Source organism: Streptomyces sp. WZ.A104 (assembly GCF_002382885.1).
Lineage (GTDB): Bacteria > Actinomycetota > Actinomycetes > Streptomycetales > Streptomycetaceae > Streptomyces.
On the sequence record NZ_NWVL01000121.1, the window covers coordinates 1 to 14,788 of the forward strand.

The following is a 14,788-nucleotide window of genomic DNA, read 5'->3' on the forward strand; positions in this document are numbered from 1 at the left end:
TGAAGAACGGCACATCGAGGTCGAGCAGCGCCGCGACCTCCTCCCGGTGCACCGCGTCCGCCGACTCCGCAGCCGTGCCCCGGTAGTGGCGCGGCAGTTTCCCGAGCAGCTCGGCCCGGTCCTGCCTGCTGCCCAGGTGCACGGGGTGGGTTGAGGCCTCCAGGAACCGCGCGTACACATAGGTGGGCCTCACGACCTGGCGCACCGCCCAGTCCGCGGAGCCCCGTACGGCCTCCTCCAGGGCGGCGCGGTGGGCGGTGAGCAGGGCGTGGGCCTCGCGGTACCCGGCGACGAGGTCGTCGGCCCAGCGGCGCGGGTCCAGCGGCTCGCCCGCCACGGTGGCCATGTTGGCGCCGTGCTCGACGACGACCTGGCTGCGGTCGAAGCGGATGTCGTCACTCCCGGCGTCCACGACCGCGTACGACTGGAGGTGCTCGGACGCCTCGGGCCGTACGCAGCCGATCCCCGAGATATCGACGTCCAGCTTGGCCCCGGCGTAACGGGCGGGGAGGAGAAGGGTGTTGAGGACGGAGTGCTCGATGTCCAGGTTGAGCGCGGCGGCCGCGGAACCCGGCTGTCCCGGTGCGGAGTTGGGCAGCGACACCAGGGTCTCGGTGTCGATGACGACCGGCCCCGCGGGGGTGGCGATGATGTTCTCGTGGTGCAGGTCGGTGGCCCCGAGCATGGCCAGGAGCGCGGCGGACCGGCCGAAGCGCCGGAAGTAGCGGGCGCTGTGCTCCGCCGTCCCGTCGAGGTCGGCGTGCGCGACGAACTCCTGCCAGACGTGGGCCGGCCGGACGAGGGTGCGCGGGTGCAGCGGCCCGAAGAAGGAACCGTCCGCGTCGAGGAGCGTGCGCAGGGTGGTCAGGAGCTGCTGGCAGTTGTCCTGCTGCGGCTTGTACACGGCGCGCGAGCCGTCGTCCCGGACCACCAGGCAGACCGTCCGCCCGCCCCGGTGGGCGTCGCCGAGACCCGGGGTGAGCGACACGATGCGGCCGGGCCCGCCGAGGAGTACCTCCAGCTCGGCCCGGTCCGCGGCCGCGGCGTGCAGCACGTCGGCCACCGTTCGGGCGGTACGGGCGGTGACCAGGCGCAGCAGCCGGTCCAGCTCGGGGAACCGGGCGAGGACCGCCTCGCGGCCCGTGGCCTCGGCGAGGTGGGTGTGGAACGCCTCGTAGCCGGTGTCCTGGGCGCGGAAGGAGGCGATGAGGGTGCGGACGCCGGTCTCGACGCAGTGGCTCATGAGGGAGCGGAGCGCGGACTCGGCGACCCCGGCGAGATCCGCCACGCCGTCGATGCCGTCCGGGCCCTGGGGGGAGGCGGCGAGCCCGGCGATGCGCTGGGCGCCGTCGCGGAGGTACGGCGTGTAGAAGGCGCCGAATACGTCTGCCCTCTCCTCGGTGATGCGCTGGACCAGCTCGTCGAGGAACGCGTCGCTCAGGTGCACTCGTGGACTCTCTTGCCGTCGTCTGCCGGCTTCCGCCGTTTCAGGGGTGTGTGCGGTGTTCAGGGGTGGGAGGGTGGGGGCGGGCGCCCCGGAAGTAACGGTTCCGGGGCGCCCGCGCCTCACCGGCTCAGCGGGTTCAGCAGCGCTTGGTGCAGCCGCTCGTCGGGCAGCCGCCCTGCATCGCGGCGCTGGCGCCGACGATCACCGTGGTGACGGCGGTGGCCGGGACGATGGTGGGCGTGATGCCCGCGGCCAGCGAGTCCGGCGCGTCCGCGAGCTCGACGAGCTCGTCGGCGCTGACGTATCCGGTGGTGTCGTTCATGGCGATGTCGCCCATGACGGTTCCTCTCTGTTCTGTTTCTTCCTGCGTGGATGGGTGGTGCCAGGGCCCGGCAGGATGCGGGCCCGGTTCGTGGAGCGCTGCCGCGGGGACGGGCCCTAGGCGAGGCGCAGCAGGGAGGGGTGGCTCCCCGGGTCCAGGTGGTGGAGGACGGACCAGGCGAGTCCGGCCTCCCCGACCATGAGGCTGTTGGTGTACGCGTACTTGGTGTCCGAGCGCTGCCCGTACCGCTCGACGACCTCGTCGAAGAGGCGCGGGTACAGGTCCTCGGCACCGCCGCCCCCGGTGCCCTCGCCGAACAGTCCCGGGACCAGGTCCTCCCCGAACCGGACGATCTCCGCTCCGGCCAGGTCGCCGTGGCAGTACGTCGGGTTGTTGCCGAAGCCGCGGGCGAGGGTCAGCTCCGCCAGCCGGTCCAGCACCGGGCGGGAGACGGCGCCGGGCGCGTGCTGGTTGCTCATCAGCGAGCCCAGCAGAATCCCGGGGGCGCCGTGGCACCAGCCGTACGAGCGCTCCGGCTCGCCCCACACGCGCGGCCAGTCGTGGTCGCTCTCCGCCTGGGATTCGAGGACCGCGCCGAGGATGCGCAGCCCGAGCCCGTGCACGTCCGGGTCGTCGAACTCGGCGCCGTAGCGCAGCAGTACGGGCGCGATGCCCATGGCCCCGTGTGCGTAACCGGTGTACGGGGTGACCCGGGGGTCCTGGAGCCCGACGCCGCCGAGCGCCTCGGTCTCGCGGGCGGCGATGGTGCGGACCGCCTCCGCGACGACCGCCCGCTCGGCGGGGTCCGTGGCGCGCTCGTGCAGCGCGAGGCCGACGGACAGCGCGCCCGCCATGCCGCTGAGGAAGTCGGTGCCGATCTCCGCCCCCGAGCACCTGGCCAGCTCCCGGGCCAGCTCGCCGAGGCGCCCGGCCTCCGGCTCGTCCAGCAGGTCACGGGCCACGACGAGGGCGTACGCGGTACCGGCCATCCCGGTCATCCCGCCCACCGACACCCCCTGCTCGGCGAGGGCGCCGCCGCGCAGCTGCTCCTCGACCGGGTCCAGCACGCCGCGCGCCGCCGCCGCGAAGTCCGCCCGTCCCGTCTCGCGGGCCAGGGCGGCGAGGACGAGGGCGGGCCCGGGGCTGCCGCCGTACAGGTCGTAGCCGAGGGTGCCCGGACTCCACTGGCTCTGCGAGTCGGTGGTGACCTGCGGGGCTATCCAGGTCGCCGGGTGACGGGGCTCGGTGCTCGCCACCCGGGTCGCGAGCAGCCGCTCCCCGATCCGTACGGCCTCGCGGACGAACCGGTCCCGGTCCACGGCGACGGGGGGCCTGCCCGCCGGGCGCACGGGCACGAACCCGGTCTCCTCCTGCTCGGTCGGCAGCTTGTTGACGAACGAGAAGTCGATCAGGCGCAGTTCGCGCTCGATGACCGCCTCGTCGAGCCCGTGGATCCGCTCGCGCACGGTGGTCAGCGGCGGTTCGGCCAGGGCGTCGGCCCGGACCGTCCCGTCCGTGGAGCCGAGCGCGCGGGACCGGGCGGTGTACGAGAAGTAGGGGACGTCGCCCCGGGCCATCTGCCGGACCTCGGCGTCAGCGATCTCGGGGGAGTCGCCGGTGCGCAGGACGGTCCGGTTCAGGACGGCCGCGCGGACGACCGGGTCGGCCATCGCGTGCGGGTGCGTCGCCATGCGCAGCAACTGGGTGTAGAAGATGGTCGCCTGGTTGACGTGCCGGAACTGCACGTCGCCGAGGAACTCCTCGATCGCGTGGACGACCGCGTCCGGCTGCTGTGCCGCGTACCGCAGGACCCGGCTGAACTCGCGCTTGATGATGTCCCGTTGGTCGTTGACGGGCAGCTGGGCCGCGCGCTGCACGGCGAGGTTGGCGTTGGCGGCGGTGGTCGTCGTGGTGACCATCCCGACGAACATGTCGTCGCGGCCCGGGTTCTGGAGGCTCAGCGACTTGTACGGGGAACGCTGGCCGGTGTCGTAGCCGATCGCACCGATGTCCATGCCGTGGTCGTCGTCCCCGGCGCGCACGACGAGCGGCAGCAGCCCGGAACCGATGATCGACTCCCGGAGCGTGAGCGCCGCGATCTTGGAGGCGGCCCCGTCGTCGTACGCCTCGGGGAGGTTCAGCCGGGGCGACAGCAGGGTCTCGGTGTCGATGACGACCGGCCCGGCGGCGCAGGAGACCATGTTCTCGAAGTGGATGTCGGTGGCCCGCAGCAGGAAGAGGATGCCCGCGAGGGTGCCGATCCGGGCGAAGTAGTCCTTCTCCTCGCCCGCGTACTCCTCGGTGGGGATGAACTCGACGAACCCGCCGTGCTCGGTCGGCAGCACGGCGACGGTCGGCAGATCGGTGCCGAGCCGCCCGTTCATCCAGGAGACGAAGGAGCTGTAGCCCGCCTCCGCGCCGATCGGGTGCGGCTTGTAGAGGACCCGGCGGCCGTCGGTGAACAGGACCTGTGCGACGGACCGCCCGCCGTTGTGGGTGTCGCCCTCGCCGAGGACGAGGCGCTGGAGGCGGGCGTCCCCCGCGCCGCCGGGCATCAGGGTGCCCAACCGGGGTGCGGCGGAGTCGAGTTCGCGGAGCAGCTCGACGACGTAGTCGGCGGCGGAGCCGACCTGGCTGTGCACCAGGTGGAAGAGGTGCGGGTAGCGGCCGAGCAGCTCGCCGTGCCCGGACGCGCTGTTGGTCCACCGCCGGAAGGCCGCGTACCGCTCCTCGGGGCTGTCCCCGTCGAGCAGGCCCGCCGAACGCCGCTGGTGGAGCTCCTCGACCAGGGTGCGGATCATCAGCCGGGAGACGAGTCCGGTCTGGTGCACGAGGAAGTCGTCGACGACCGCCTCCGGGTCGGCGACCAGGGAGGACTGCGCGGCGGCATCGCGCACGAGGTCCGTCCAGGGCCCGACGAAGTGCCGGAAGTAGTCGTGGAAGAGCCCGTCGGGGTCGAGGGAGGGGTCGTACGGGGCGGGTTGCTCGGGGCGGGGTTGCGGCTCGGCGGCTGTCCTTGCCCCTGCTGCTGCCCGCAGCCGTTCCTCGACGTGCGCGATCAGCACGGGGTCGGTCAGCTCCGGCAGATACGTCCGAAGCGCTTCGGACGTGCCGGGGCCGGGGGAGACGTCGTGACTGTTCATGAACACCGGATCCTGGACGGGCGGGAGGCGGGCGGGAGGCAGGGGGCTGGGCGAAGGGAAGTGGGGGTGACGCCGGGAGGTGGAGTCCCGGCGTCAGAAGGTCACTTGCAGTTGTTCTGGCACTCCGCGGTCGCGGTGCAGAAGTTCCCGTTGTTCCCCAGGACGTAGCTGGCGCCGTAGCAGGACAGGGAGGACACGAGGGTTCCCCAGCCCTGGCCGGCGGCGCTGACGGAGTCGAGGTTCTGGTCGTCGATCTCTTCGAGGATGCCGACGTTCGGGTTCGCCATGTGGCTCACACCTTTCACGCGAGGAGCGGCGCGACCGCGGGGCGGCCGGACCGTTCCGGATGGATGTTGACCCCATGAACGCTAGGGATCAGGCCATCGGGTTACCCCCGCCCAGGGGCGGGTTCCGCCCCCTCCCTGGGGAGCGTTCCGCCCGTCCGTGAACCCTCCCGAAACCCGCCCGGGCGGACGGAACCGGAGGGGGTGGGGCGGTCGGGACGCCTGGGGTGGACCGCTCAGGCGGGCGTGGTGGAGGCGCGGGTCTCCAGGGACCAGGCGTGGTCGCGGACGGTGTCGGGGGCCGCGCGGTCCGCGAGGATGTCGCAGAGCAGCTCGGCGCAGGCGCGGCCGTACGCGGCGGGGCGCAGGTCGACGGCGGTGACGGGCGGCTCGGAGCTGCGGGTGGCGGTGCCGTCGACGCAGGAGGCGACGAGGAGGGGGGCGCCGCCGAGCCTGCCGCCGTCGCCGGTTCCGCTGCTGTCTCCGCTGCCTCCGTCGGTTCCGTCGGTTCCGTGCCTTCCGCCGACCTCCCGGCCGAGGGCGGCCGCGGCGCGCAGGACGCCGGGGGCGGAGCCGTCGGGGGCGCAGATCACGGCGTCGACGGCGGGGTCGGCGCTCAGCAGCGCCCGGGTGGCCTCCTCGGCCTCGCCGGGGGTCGCCGCGAACGGCACGGTGCGCAGCGCGACCTCCACCCCGTGGGCCCGGCCCCAGGAGGCGGCGGTGGCGCGCAGCGCGGTCGCCCAGGCGGAGGTGCCCGCCGGGGCCAGTACGGCGGGGCGGCGGGCGCCGCGCCCGGTCACGTGGTCGAGGAGGGCGGTCAGCGAGGCGGCGTTGTCGCAGACCACGGCGCCGCTGGGGCCGGCGGCCGGGCCGAGGTAGCGCTCGCCGGTGACCACCGGGACGCCCGCGTCGAGCAGTCCGGGCACCGCGCTGTCGCCGACCTCGGGGTCGATCAGCAGGAGCCCGTCGACGCGCGAGCCGACCGGCCCGCTCGCCGCGCCCGCGGGCGCCAGCAGCACCACGTCGAGCCCCTCCTCCTGGGCGCGCGCCACGGCGCCGAAGGCGAGGTTCATGTAGTAGTCCAGCCGGGTCGCCGTCTGGGGCAGATACAGCCCGACGGCGCCGGTACTGGCGCGGCGCAGCCGTCGGGCGGCGCTGTTGGGGCGGTAGCCGAGCTCCCGCGCCACCGCGCGGACCCGGTCCCGGGTGGCCTCCGCGACCCGCCCCGAGCCCTGGAGGGCATCGGACACGGTGCTCTTGGAGACCCCGGCGGCACGGGCCACGTCGAGCAGGGTCACGGTCCGGGAGGTCACGGGGGTGAAGTCTAGGGGGGTTGCCCGCGACACCCCGTCGGGGTTCGCGACCGTACGGGGCGGAGGGTTGCCGGAACGTTCCGGCACGGCTAGATTCGGTCCGTGCCGGAACGTTCCGGCACCTCGTCCGAAGTTCGTGGCCGCCTCCGCCCCCGTCCCCCCTGGAACCCGCCATGCGTCTGATCACCGCGTACAACCCGCCCGCCTCCCCGACCCGCACCCGCCCCGCCGAGCGCGCCCCCCTGCGCGTCGCGGCGGTCCAGCAGCGGTGGCACCGGGACCCGGCCGAGCACCGCGCCGCGCTGCTGGAGGGCATCCGGCTCGCCGCGGCCGAGGGCGCGCGTGTGGTGTGCCTCCAGGAGCTGACGCTCTCGCCGTACTTCGCTGTCGTCCGCAGGGCGGACCACCCCGAGCCCGCCGCGCCGGAAGAGCTGCTGACCGGTCCCACCTTCACGTTCGCCGCCGAGGCCGCCCGCGAGCACGGCGTGTACGTGCACGCCTCGCTGTACGAGAAGGCCCCGGCGCCGGGCGGCGAGGACGACGGCCTCGGCTACAACACGGCGATCCTCGTCGCCCCCGACGGCACCCTCGCCCAGCGCACCCGCAAGACCCACATCCCGGTCACCGAGGGCTACTACGAGGACGACTGGTTCCGCGCCGGTCCGGCGGGCGACGACGCCTTCCCGCTGGTCGAGGTCGACGAGGCCGCCTTCGGGCTGCCGACCTGCTGGGACCAGTGGTTCCCGGAGCTCGCGCGCGCCTACTCCCTGGCCGGGGCCGACGTCCTCGTCTACCCGACCGCCATCGGCTCCGAGCCCGGCTTCCCCGGCTTCGACTCCCAGCCGCTCTGGCAGAAGGTGATCACCGGCAACGCGATCGCCAACGCCACCTTCATGATCGTGCCCAACCGCATCGGTGCCGAGAACGGCCTCACCTTCTACGGCAGTTCCTTCGTCGTGGACCCCTACGGCCGTGTCCTCGCCCAGGCCCCCCGCGACGAACCCGCCGTCCTGGTCGCCGACCTCGACCTCGACGCCCGCCGCGACTGGCTGGAGCTGTTCCCGTTCCTCACCACCCGCCGCCCCGACGCGTACGGCCCGCTCACCGAGACCCGCTGAGCCCGTCGGCCCCCTCCGCACCTCCCTCTCGCAGCGGCTCCTGGGCCTGGCCCGGCCCAGGAGCCCGCGCCCGCGCCCGCGCACCGATCCGCACCGGACACCGAAACGCACCTGATACACACCCGTGCGGTGCCCGAAGCATGGCCCTGACCAGCCGGAAGCGGGATTCCTGGAGGCTGTCGACGTACCGGATCGCCGGTGTACGCGACGTTGGGAGACCTGTGCCGTGCTGAGCCCACCGGAGGCCGCCGCCGAACCCACCACGGACACCGCCGCCCCGCACCCGCCCTCACCCGGCGGGGGCCGCCCTGCCCGATGGGTCGCCGCCGCAGCGGTCGTCTGGGCCGCGCTGATGGCGCTGCACGCGTGGATTCCGAACTCCGTCGGCAACGCGGGCAGCCTCTTCCAGACGCTGCTGCCCTGGACGGGCCTGAGCGTCCCGGTCCTCCTCGTGCTCGCCGCCGTGTGCCGGTCCCGGCTCGCCGCCGTGGCGGTCCTCGCGCCCGCCGTGGTGTGGGTGACGCTCTTCGGCGGGGCCCTCACCGACAAGCGGGCGGACGCCCGGTCCGGCACCGGGGACCTGACGGTGGTCAGCCACAACGTGGACGAGGGCAACACCGACCCCGTCGGTACCGCGCGCGTGCTCGCCGCAGCGGACGCGGACGTACTGGCCCTGGAGGAGCTGTCCGCCGCGTCCGCGCCCACGTACACCCGCGAGCTGGCCGCCGCCTACCCGCACCACGCGGTGCTCGGCGGGGTCGGCCTCTGGAGCAAGCACCCGCTGGAGGAGGTGAAGGCGGTGCCGATCATGCCGTGGACCCGCGCGGTACGGGCCACGGCACGCGCCCCGGAGGGGCCCGTCGCCGTGTACGCCGTCCACCTCGCGTCGGTACGGGTCTCGGCGGCCGGGTTCACGACGGGCCGCCGCAACGAGGCCGCCCGCGCCCTGGCCGCCGCGCTGCGCGAGGAACGCGCACCCCGGCTCGTGGTGCTGGGCGACTTCAACGGGACGTTCCGGGATGCCGCGCTGGCCCCGGTCACCTCCCGGCTGCGCTCCGCGCAGCGCGAGGCGGGCGACGGCTTCGGCTTCACCTGGCCCGCCGCGTTCCCGGTGGTGCGGATCGATGACGTCCTGGTACGGGGGATGACCCCGCGCTCCGCCTGGACCCTGCCCGCCACCGGCAGCGACCACCTGCCCGTCGCGGCGACGCTGAGCCGGTGACCGGCCGCGCCCCGACTACGATGCGAGCGACCGAGCGACCCACGACCTCGAAAGCCCAGGTAGGCAGCGTGTCGGAAGCCAGGGGACCGGACCCCGTCAGCGTGCTCGTGGTCGAGGACGACGCCGCCATCCGGCGTGCCGTCCAGCTGGCACTGGAGCGCTACGGCTACCGGGTCGCGGTGGCCGCCGACGGGCTCAGCGGTCTGGAGGCGTTCCGTGGGGGCGGCCACGACCTGCTGATCCTCGACGTGATGCTGCCCGAACTGGACGGCATCGGCCTCTGCCACCGTATCCGCGAGGAAAGCCCGGTCCCGGTCCTGATGATGTCCGCGCGCGGCGACGCCCTCGACGTGGTCGCCGGACTGGAGGCGGGGGCCGACGACTACGTGGTCAAACCCGTCGACACCGCCGTCATGGTGGCCCGTATCCGCGCTCTGCTGCGGCGCGCCACGTTCCGGCCGGACGCGCGGGAGCCCGCACCCGGGAAGCCCGACAGGGCACCCGGCCACGTCCTGGTCTTCGGGGACCTCAGCGTGGACACGCTCGGCATGGAGGTGCGCCGGGACGGGGCGATCGTGCCCATGACGCCCACGGAACTGCGCCTGCTGCTGGAGTTCGTGGCAGCGCCGGGCTCCGTGCTCGACCGCCGACGGCTGCTGCGGGACGTCTGGGACTACGGCTGGGAGGGCGACACCCGGGTCGTGGACCTGTGCGTGCTGCGGCTGCGCAAGAAGATCGGCAGCGGCCGGATCGAGACGGTACGCGGCTTCGGCTACAAGCTGGTCCGGGACTGACCGGCTGACGCCCCGTGGACTCCCCCGACCTGGACTTCCTCAACCCCCGCGCCCTCCGCTGGAAGATCGCCGCACTGGCCGCCGCCGCCTGCTGCGCGGTCGCGGCCGTGATCGGCTTCCTGGTGCACGACGCGACCCGCGAGCGCGGACTGAGCGTGGGGAAGGACCGGACCCTCACCCGGCTGATCGCCGCCGAGCGGGAGTTCTCCCGTACGGGGAAGGCTCCGGCCGACATCGACGTACGGGCCGGGCACGAGCTGCCCGAACCCCTGGCGCGGAATCTGGCCGACCAGCCGGACACCAGCGGGAGATACGCCACCTGGTACGACGCCGATCCCCCCAACTGGTACTGGATGTGGGGGGTCGTGGCCGTCGGCGGCGACGCGTTCCTGGTCGTCCGGGACGACATGAGCACCGAGGTCCGCAGCCTCCAGCTCCTTGACCGCAGCATCGCGAAATCCGTCCTGGCCGCCCTCCTGGTCGTCGTCCCGCTCGCCGCCCTCGCCACCGAACCGATCAACCGGCGGCTGCGCCACGGGGCCCGTACCGCCCGCCGGATCGCGGACGGGGACCTGGACGCCCGTATCGGCCGGGCCGGGCGGGCCCGCGACGAGATCACCGAGATGTCGGCGGCCGTCGACGACATGGCCACCGCCCTCCAGCGCAAGCTGGAGAACGAGCAGCGCTTCACCGCCGACGTCGCGCACGAACTGCGCACCCCGCTGATGGGCCTCGTCACCGCCGCCGGGCTGCTCCCGGAGACCGACGAGGCGACCGCGCTCGTACGGGACCGGGTCCGGGCCCTGAACGCCCTGGTGGAGGACCTGCTGGAGATCTCCCGCCTGGACGCGGGCGGCGAGCGGGCCCGCCCCGACCCGGTGCCACTGGGCGAACTGGTCGCCGATGTGGTGCGGCGTACGGGCACGGACACCCGGGTCACCGTCCGGGATGCCGAGGTCGTGGAGACCGACCCGCGCCGGGTGGAGCGGATCGTGGTCAACCTCGTCGCCAACGCCCACCGGCACGGCGCGGCCCCCGTCGAGGTGACGGTGGGCGGGGCCCGGATCGTCGTACGGGACCGCGGCCCCGGCTTCCCGCCCGACCTGCTGGACCGGGGCCCGCAGCGCTTCCGCACCGGCGCGAGCGAACGCGGCCGGGGCCACGGACTCGGCCTGACGATCGCGCAGGGCCAGGCCGGGGTGATCGGCGCCCGGCTGAGCTTCGCGAACGCCCCGGGCGGGGGAGCGGTCGCGACCCTGGACCTGGGCGCGGGGCAGCCTGACGAGGGCCGGTACGGCGGCTGATACGGAACCGAAACGCACTTACGCGGTGACGGAAACGGCGCTGTACGGGCCCGGAGATACGACTCCTCGAAGCTGACGCAGGTACGGGAAACCCGTCCGCGCCCTGGAGGTGCCCATGCCCGAAGACCCGACCGCCCCCACCACCCCGACCGCCCCGACCACCCCCTTCACCACCACCGTCCTTCGTGTCGTAGCCGTGGTGCTCGCGGTCGGTGCGGGCGGCTGGTACGCGTTCGGCGACGGGGCGGAGCGCGGACGCTCCCTCGGCGAGGCGTCCGAGGCGTCCGGGGGAGCGCAGATCGCGAAGTCCCTGCACCTGCCGTGGCCGCGGGACGGCCAGTCGAGTGTGGCGGTCGAGGGGATCGGCAGCCTCGGCACCCGGGGTGAGCAGCGGCCCGTACCGATCGCCAGCGTCACCAAGGTCATGACGGCCTACGTGATCCTGAAGGACCACCCGATACGGGCGGGCGCCCCCGGCGCGGCCATTGCCGCCGACGAGCGGGCGGCGAACGAGTCGTACTCCTCGGTGGAGACGACCGCCCCCGTGCTCGCCGGGCGGACGTACACCCAACGCAGGCTGCTGGAGCTGATGATGGTGCCCTCGGGCAACAACATCGCCCGGCTCCTGGCCCGTTGGGACGCCGGCGACGAGACGGCGTTCGTGGCGAAGATGAACAAGGCCGCGGCCGGACTCGGCATGGACCGCACCACGTACACCGGGGTGAGCGGTATGGAGGCCAGCACGAAGAGCACGGCGGCCGACCAGCTGACCCTTGCCCGGGCCGCGATGAAGGACCCGGTGTTCCGCGAGATCGTGGCCACCGAGTCCGTCACCTCCCCGGGCACCGGTACGACCTTGCACAACACCAACAGACTGCTCGGGCACGACGGGGTGATCGGCCTGAAGACCGGCTCGTCCACCCCCGCGGGCGGCAACCTCGTCTGGGCCACCACCCAGAAGGTCTCCGGCATCAGCCGCCTGATCCTCGGCGTGGTCCTGCACCAGCGCGCGGGCACCACCCCCGCGGAGGGCAGCGCCGCCGCCCACGAGGCGAGCCGCGCCCTGATCACAGCGATCCGCGCGGACCTCCCGGCGGCGGCGGAGCGGATGCCCGGCCGCGCTCTCAGCGCAGGGACCTGAGCATCTCCGCGGAGAACGGAGTGATGTCCCCGGGGCGCCCGCGCAGGGTCTTCGCCGCCCACTCCGGGTCGGCGATCAGCGCACGTCCCACGGCGACCATGTCGAACTCGTCGCGCTCCATCCGCTCCAGCAGCTGGTCGATGCCGGTGACGGCGGATCCGTTGCCCCTAAAGGCGCTGAAGAAGTCCCCGTCCAGGCCGACCGAACCGACGGTGAGGGTCGGCAGGCCGCTGATCTTCTTCACCCAGCCGGCCAGGTTCAGGCCGGAGCCCTCGAACTCGGGCAGCCAGTAGCGGCGGGTGGACGCGTGGAAGACGTCGACACCGGCCTCGGCCAACGGTGTGAGCAGGGAGTCCAGTTCCTCGGGGCTGTGGGCGAGCTTCGCCTCGTAGGCGTCCGCCTTCCACTGGGACATCCGGAAGATGATGGGGAAGGCGTCGGACACGGCCGCGCGGCACGCGGCCACGACCTCGGCCGCGAAGCGGGTCCGGGCGACGAGGTCGCCGCCGTAGGCGTCGGTACGCCGGTTGGTGCCGGACCACAGGAACTGGTCGATCAAGTACCCGTGGGCGCCGTGCAGTTCGATGCCGTCGAAGCCGATGCGCTCGGCGGCGGCTGCCGCGTCGGCGAAGGCGGCGACGACGTCGTCGAGATCCCGCTGCGACATGGCGCGCCCCTTGGGCTCGCCGTTCAGGGCCACCCCGGAGGGCCCGACCGGATCGGCGTCCGGCACCGGCCCGGCGCCCTCGTCGCGGGTGACGCCCACGTGCCACAGCTGCGGGACGATCGCCCCGCCCGCGCGGTGCACGGAGTCCACGACGTTCGCCCAGCCCGCGAGCGGCTCCTCGCCGTGGAAGCGCGGGACCCGGTCGCTGGACCCGGCGGAGTCGTGGCCGACGTAGGTGCCCTCGGTGATGATCAGTCCGACGCCTCCGGCGGCCCGCCGGGTGTAGTAGTCGGCCACGTCCTGCCCCGGGACGCCGTCCGGGGCGAACTGCCGGGTCATGGGCGCCATGGCGATGCGGTTGCGCGCGGTGAGGCCACGGACGGAGAACGGGCGGGAGAGGACGGCGGCGGCGCGGGCGGCGCTCCTGCCGGCAGCATCAGCATCGTCGGCCAGGCCTGCGGCGTCACTGACGCCTGCTGTCCCAGTCGCATCGGTCACGTCGGTCACGTCGGTGGTCACGTCGTCTGTCATGTCGGTGTCCTGTTCGTAGCCGGGGTCTCCACCCGCCCCCAACACGCCCCCGCAGCACAGGCATCCCCGGACCGGCCGGATGTGGCCAAGGTCTCGGCGCGGGCCCTTACGCCCTACGGCTTACGGACTCTCCGCACGCCAGACCGTCAGGTCACCGGTGACGAAGCTGTGCCCGCTCCCGGGCAGCGCGGTCGACTTCACCTGGATCACGAACAGCGCGATGTCCCCCGAGGGGTGCCGGACGCAGATCTCGCTGCCCGAAGCCGCGGCGGCCAGGGGGAGGCGGCGGCTGTCGGCGCCGCGGAGGAACGTACGGCACTCTTCGAGGGAGGCCCCCGGTTTGCCGTACCGCAGGGCGACCACGCTGGTGTCGCTCTCCAGCGCGCAACCGGTCTGCTGACAGACGAAGCGGAGGTCCCCCTCGCGGTCCTCGCGGTCGACCGGCTCCTTGAGGGCGAGCGAGTTCTTCTCGGTCAGCATCTGGAGGGGGTAGGGGACGGCTTGCCATGCCGTGGGTCCGGCCGGGGAGGCGCTCGAAGCGTCCGGCGCGGGGTCACCGCCCCCCGACTCCGACTCCGCTCCCGACCTCGACCCCGACCCCGACGGGTCCCCGGGTGCTGACGGCCCGCCCGAGGCGGTCGCGCCCCGGTCGCGGAACCCGTTCGTCGCGTCGAGGACGGTCCAGGTCAGCCCGGTCAGCAGGGCCGCGGACGTCACGGCGGCCGCGCCGATCAGCGCGGTACGCCACCTGCGCGCCCGCGTCCGTTCCGGGGCCTGCCGCCCGTCCGGCCCGCCGGGCTGCGGCGGCCGATCGGCCAACAGCAGCGTACGCACCGGGGTGGGGTCGGCGACCGGAGGCGGAATTGTCACCTCCGTACCCCTGACCTCCCGCCACACGGCAGGCCCCGCCCCCGCCTCGGCGTCCGCGCCCAGCAGCTTCCGGCACTGCTCCACGACCTCCGCCGGGGTGGCCCGCTCCTCGGGGTCGGCGGCCAGGCACCGGGCGATCAACGGGCGGATCTCGTCGGGAAGAGGTGACAGGTCGGGCCGGGAGTGCACGATCTGGTAGAGCACGCCGACCGAGGAGCCGCCTCGGTACAGCGGTCTGCCCAACGCCGCGAACGCCGCCGTCTGGCCCAGTGAGAAGACATCGGTCGCCGCTGTGATCTCACCCGAGGACGCCTGCTCGGGAGCCATGTAGGAGGGCGTGCCGACGGTGGCGCCGGTGGCCGTCAGCGCGGTCACGCCGGAGGTCAGTGAGATGCCGAAGTCGATCACGCGCGGCCCGTCGGCGGCCAGCAGTACGTTGGACGGCTTCAGGTCCCGGTGCACGATCCCCGCACCGTGGATCGCCTGCAACGCCTCGGCCACCCCGGCCATCAGCCACAGCACCGCGGGTACCGGCAGCGGTCCGCGCCGCGCGACGGCGGCGTCCAGGGCGGGCCCGGGAACGTACAGCGTCGCCAGCCAGGGCGGTGTGCCGTCCGCCTCGGCGTCGATCA

The 14,788-nt window shown here is 73.8% G+C and carries 12 protein-coding genes; 5 read left to right on the plus strand and 7 right to left on the minus strand.

The features are described from left to right. The 5 genes from CIB93_RS35445 to CIB93_RS35465 form a co-directional block, all read right to left on the minus strand. A partial coding sequence (locus CIB93_RS35445) for a type 2 lanthipeptide synthetase LanM (RefSeq protein ID WP_143660127.1) occupies window positions 1–1,447 on the minus strand: 1,447 nt, incomplete at its 3' end. Between the two features lie 136 nt (window positions 1,448–1,583). Continuing rightward, the gene (locus CIB93_RS35450) at window positions 1,584–1,784 is read right to left on the minus strand and encodes a class II lanthipeptide, LchA2/BrtA2 family (protein WP_096632906.1); all 201 of its coding nucleotides are present in this window, start codon (window positions 1,782–1,784) and stop codon (window positions 1,584–1,586) included. A gap of 101 nt (window positions 1,785–1,885) precedes the next feature. Further along, a complete protein-coding gene (locus tag CIB93_RS35455) occupies window positions 1,886–4,912 on the minus strand; it encodes a type 2 lanthipeptide synthetase LanM family protein (RefSeq protein ID WP_096632907.1) in 3,027 nt (1,008 codons plus the stop codon). A 101-nt stretch (window positions 4,913–5,013) separates the two neighbouring features. Then, entirely contained in the window at window positions 5,014–5,199 is a 186-nt protein-coding gene (locus CIB93_RS35460; protein ID WP_096632908.1) for a plantaricin C family lantibiotic, read from the minus strand. A gap of 233 nt (window positions 5,200–5,432) precedes the next feature. Continuing rightward, window positions 5,433–6,509: a LacI family DNA-binding transcriptional regulator gene (locus CIB93_RS35465; RefSeq protein WP_096632909.1), complete on the minus strand. Its 1,077-nt coding sequence runs from the start codon at window positions 6,507–6,509 to the stop codon at window positions 5,433–5,435. A gap of 173 nt (window positions 6,510–6,682) precedes the next feature. Here CIB93_RS35465 and CIB93_RS35470 point away from each other — a divergent pair, with 173 nt between their 5' ends. From CIB93_RS35470 to CIB93_RS35490, 5 genes are all read left to right on the plus strand, one after another. Then, entirely contained in the window at window positions 6,683–7,627 is a 945-nt protein-coding gene (locus CIB93_RS35470; RefSeq protein ID WP_096632910.1) for a carbon-nitrogen hydrolase, read from the plus strand. Between the two features lie 226 nt (window positions 7,628–7,853). After that, a complete protein-coding gene (locus CIB93_RS35475) occupies window positions 7,854–8,849 on the plus strand; it encodes an endonuclease/exonuclease/phosphatase family protein (protein WP_373558836.1) in 996 nt (331 codons plus the stop codon). Between the two features lie 20 nt (window positions 8,850–8,869). Further along, a complete protein-coding gene (gene cseB, locus CIB93_RS35480) occupies window positions 8,870–9,643 on the plus strand; it encodes a two-component system response regulator CseB (RefSeq protein WP_096632911.1) in 774 nt (257 codons plus the stop codon). A gap of 29 nt (window positions 9,644–9,672) precedes the next feature. Next, a complete protein-coding gene (locus tag CIB93_RS35485; protein WP_096632915.1) occupies window positions 9,673–10,947 on the plus strand; it encodes a HAMP domain-containing sensor histidine kinase in 1,275 nt (424 codons plus the stop codon). Between the two features lie 115 nt (window positions 10,948–11,062). After that, a complete protein-coding gene (locus tag CIB93_RS35490) occupies window positions 11,063–12,088 on the plus strand; it encodes a D-alanyl-D-alanine carboxypeptidase family protein (RefSeq protein ID WP_373558837.1) in 1,026 nt (341 codons plus the stop codon). Here CIB93_RS35490 and CIB93_RS35495 read toward each other — a convergent pair. Then, on the minus strand, window positions 12,072–13,286 hold the full coding sequence (locus tag CIB93_RS35495) for an NADH:flavin oxidoreductase (RefSeq protein ID WP_096632912.1): 1,215 nt from the start codon (window positions 13,284–13,286) through the stop codon (window positions 12,072–12,074). The two genes, CIB93_RS35490 and CIB93_RS35495, sit on opposite strands and share 17 nt — an antisense overlap. 120 nt (window positions 13,287–13,406) lie before the next feature. Further along, window positions 13,407–14,788 (minus strand): serine/threonine-protein kinase (locus CIB93_RS35500; protein ID WP_096632913.1); only part of this gene is annotated, 1,382 nt, incomplete at its 5' end.

What these genes read in the sequence shown, in the direction of transcription:
- CIB93_RS35455 (WP_096632907.1), bottom strand. Translation starts at nt 4,912, where the DNA reads ATGAACAGTCACGACGTCTCCCCCGGCCCCGGCACGTCCGAAGCGCTT.
- CIB93_RS35495 (WP_096632912.1), bottom strand. Translation starts at nt 13,286, where the DNA reads ATGACAGACGACGTGACCACCGACGTGACCGACGTGACCGATGCGACT.
- CIB93_RS35450 (WP_096632906.1), bottom strand. Translation starts at nt 1,784, where the DNA reads ATGGGCGACATCGCCATGAACGACACCACCGGATACGTCAGCGCCGAC.
- CIB93_RS35490 (WP_373558837.1), top strand. Translation starts at nt 11,063, where the DNA reads ATGCCCGAAGACCCGACCGCCCCCACCACCCCGACCGCCCCGACCACC.
- CIB93_RS35460 (WP_096632908.1), bottom strand. Translation starts at nt 5,199, where the DNA reads ATGGCGAACCCGAACGTCGGCATCCTCGAAGAGATCGACGACCAGAAC.
- cseB (WP_096632911.1), top strand. Translation starts at nt 8,870, where the DNA reads ATGCGAGCGACCGAGCGACCCACGACCTCGAAAGCCCAGGTAGGCAGC.
- CIB93_RS35470 (WP_096632910.1), top strand. Translation starts at nt 6,683, where the DNA reads ATGCGTCTGATCACCGCGTACAACCCGCCCGCCTCCCCGACCCGCACC.